We start from the raw sequence: 2,389 nt of genomic DNA, 5'->3' as shown, positions 1-2,389 counted from the left end.
GGACGGCCACCGACGCGCCGGCGCGCCCTCACCGGGGGCGGCTGCCGCCCGCTGGTGATCACGACCGGTGGCGGGGCGCGACCGGGTGCGACGGACGTCGGGTGCGGTGCTCGACGATCGGCCGACGGCCCCGGCCGGGGCGCCTCCCTACGCTGTGGGAGTGAGTGCAGTCCCGCCGCCGGCCAGCGCGCCGGTCACCGCGCCGGCCGCCGCGCCGGTCACCGCGCCGGCCGACCCGCCGGTGCGCGACCCCCGGGTGGCCCGCTGGCCCCTGGCACCGCGCCTGCGCGACCTGCTGACGATCGTGCTGTCCCTGGCGCTGGCGGCGGTGTGGTTCCACGGCCTGGTCGAGGGCCCGGCCGGCACCGACCCCGACGACGGCTTCACCCCCGCGCCGCTGGAGCTGGCGCACGTGGGCCCGCTGGACGTGGTGCAGCTGGTCGTGGCGGTGGCCACCTGCGCGGGCCTGTGGTGGCGCCGGTGCCACCCGCTGGCCCTGACCGTGGCCTCCATCGCCGTGGCCCTGGTCACCGCCTTCGACGGGGTCGTCTTCTTCGCGCTCATGACGCTGGCGGTGCGCCGGCGCGACCGGCTGCTGGTGCTGCTGGCCGTCGTCGGGTTCGTCTCCTCGGCGACCGCGACGATGCGCACCACCGTGGACGCCTGGGGCTACTCGCTGGTCACCGCGGCGCTGGGCACGGCGCTGGTGGTGTTCGTCGGCGCCTACGTCGGCGCCCGCCGCGACCTGGTGCGCACGCTGTGGGAGCGCGCCGAGCGCGCCGAGCAGGCGCAGGCGCTGCGCGCGGAGCAGGCGCGGCTGGCCGAGCGCACCCGCATCGCCCGGGAGATGCACGACGTGCTGGCCCACCGCATCTCCCTGGTCGCCCTGCACGCCGGTGGCCTGGAGGTGCGCCCCGACGTGGGCGCGGAGCAGGTGGAGGCCACCGCGGCGACGATCCGGGAGACGGCCCGCACGGCGCTGGAGGACCTGCGCCGGGTGCTGGGCGTGCTGCGCACCCCCGGCTCGGGGGCGGGGGCGAGCACGGCGGCGGAGCTGGCGCCGCAGCCGACGCTGGTGGACGTGCGCCGGCTGGTGGAGTCCAGCCGGGAGGCGGGCGTGGCGGCGGAGTTCCGCACCGACGTGCCCCTGCACGCCGACGTGCCCGCCGAGCTGGGCCGCACCGTGTACCGGGTGGTGCAGGAGGCGCTGACGAACGTGCACAAGCACGCCCCCTCGGCCCGCACGGTCGTGACGGTCTCCGGGGAGGTGGGGCGCGAGCTGCTGGTGTCGGTGGTCAACGCCCGCACCGACGGGGAGGCCTCCGGGCTGCCGGGCGCCGGCTCGGGCCTGGTGGGGCTCTCGGAGCGGGTGGGCCTGTCGGACGGCACCATCCGCAGCGGCCCGGAGCCCGGCGGCGGGTTCGCGGTGCGCGCGCAGCTGCCGTGGCCGCTGCCGGACGGCGGGGCGCCGCGCCGCAGCTCCGCCGCGTGGACGCCGCCGGATGCCAGACTCACCCCCGCACCGGTGGCCGCCGGTCGCGGCGACGGTCAGCGGGCGCAGGTCCCGCCGGGCACCGGCGCCCACGACGACGAACGGAGAGCAGCACCGTGACCACGCCCCCGGGCACCCCCGCGGACCACGCCCCGGCGAACCCCGGGCCGGCCGGCGCGGGCGGCACCGCGGCCCGCCCCACGCGGGTCCTGCTGGTCGACGACGACGCGCTGGTGCGCGCCGGGCTGCGGATGATCCTCTCCAGCGCCGAGGACGTCGAGGTCGTCGGCGAGGCCGGCAACGGCGTGCAGGCCGTGGAGGGCGTCGCCGCGCACCGCCCCGACATCGTGCTCATGGACGTGCGGATGCCGGTGATGGACGGGCTGACCGCGGCCAAGGCGATCACCGAGAAGCCGAACGCGCCGGCGGTGGTGATGCTGACGACGTTCGACCTGGACGAGTACGTCTTCCAGGCGCTGCAGTCCGGGGCCACGGGGTTCCTGCTCAAGGACACCCCGCCGCGCGAGCTGGTGGCCGCGGTGCGGGTCGTGGCCGCGGGCGAGGCGATGCTCTCGCCGACGGTGACGCGCCGGCTGGTGGGGCACTACGCCGCCGACGCGGTGAACCCGCGCCGCCGCGAGGCCGCCGAGCGCCTGCAGCTGCTCACCGAGCGCGAGCGCGAGGTGCTGGGAGCGGTGGGCCGCGGGCTGTCGAACGCGGAGATCGGCCGGGAGCTGTTCATGAGCGAGGCGACGGTGAAGACGCACGTGTCGCGGCTGCTGACGAAGCTGGAGGCGCACAACCGCGTGCAGGTGGCGATCGTCGCGCACGACGCGGGGCTGCTGGACGGCTGAGCGCCCCGCGCCCGGGCGCGCGCGGCGGGCCCGCGGCGCGCCG

At 78.0% G+C, this 2,389-nt stretch carries 2 protein-coding genes; both read left to right on the top strand.

The features are described from left to right. Positions 1-160 precede the first annotated feature (160 nt). On the top strand, positions 161-1,612 hold the full coding sequence (locus tag ACRYR7_RS25225) for a sensor histidine kinase (protein ID WP_432575123.1): 1,452 nt from the start codon (positions 161-163) through the stop codon (positions 1,610-1,612). Further along, on the top strand, positions 1,609-2,346 hold the full coding sequence (locus ACRYR7_RS25220; protein ID WP_432575121.1) for a response regulator: 738 nt from the start codon (positions 1,609-1,611) through the stop codon (positions 2,344-2,346). The genes ACRYR7_RS25225 and ACRYR7_RS25220 overlap by 4 nt, the downstream gene beginning before the upstream one ends. Positions 2,347-2,389 lie beyond the last annotated feature (43 nt).

It is taken from the genome of Kineococcus gurbantunggutensis (assembly GCF_050871925.1).
Classification (GTDB): Bacteria; Actinomycetota; Actinomycetes; order Actinomycetales; family Kineococcaceae; genus Kineococcus.
Note: the sequence above shows the minus strand (reverse complement) of the source record. Positions and strands in the feature narration are given on the sequence as shown.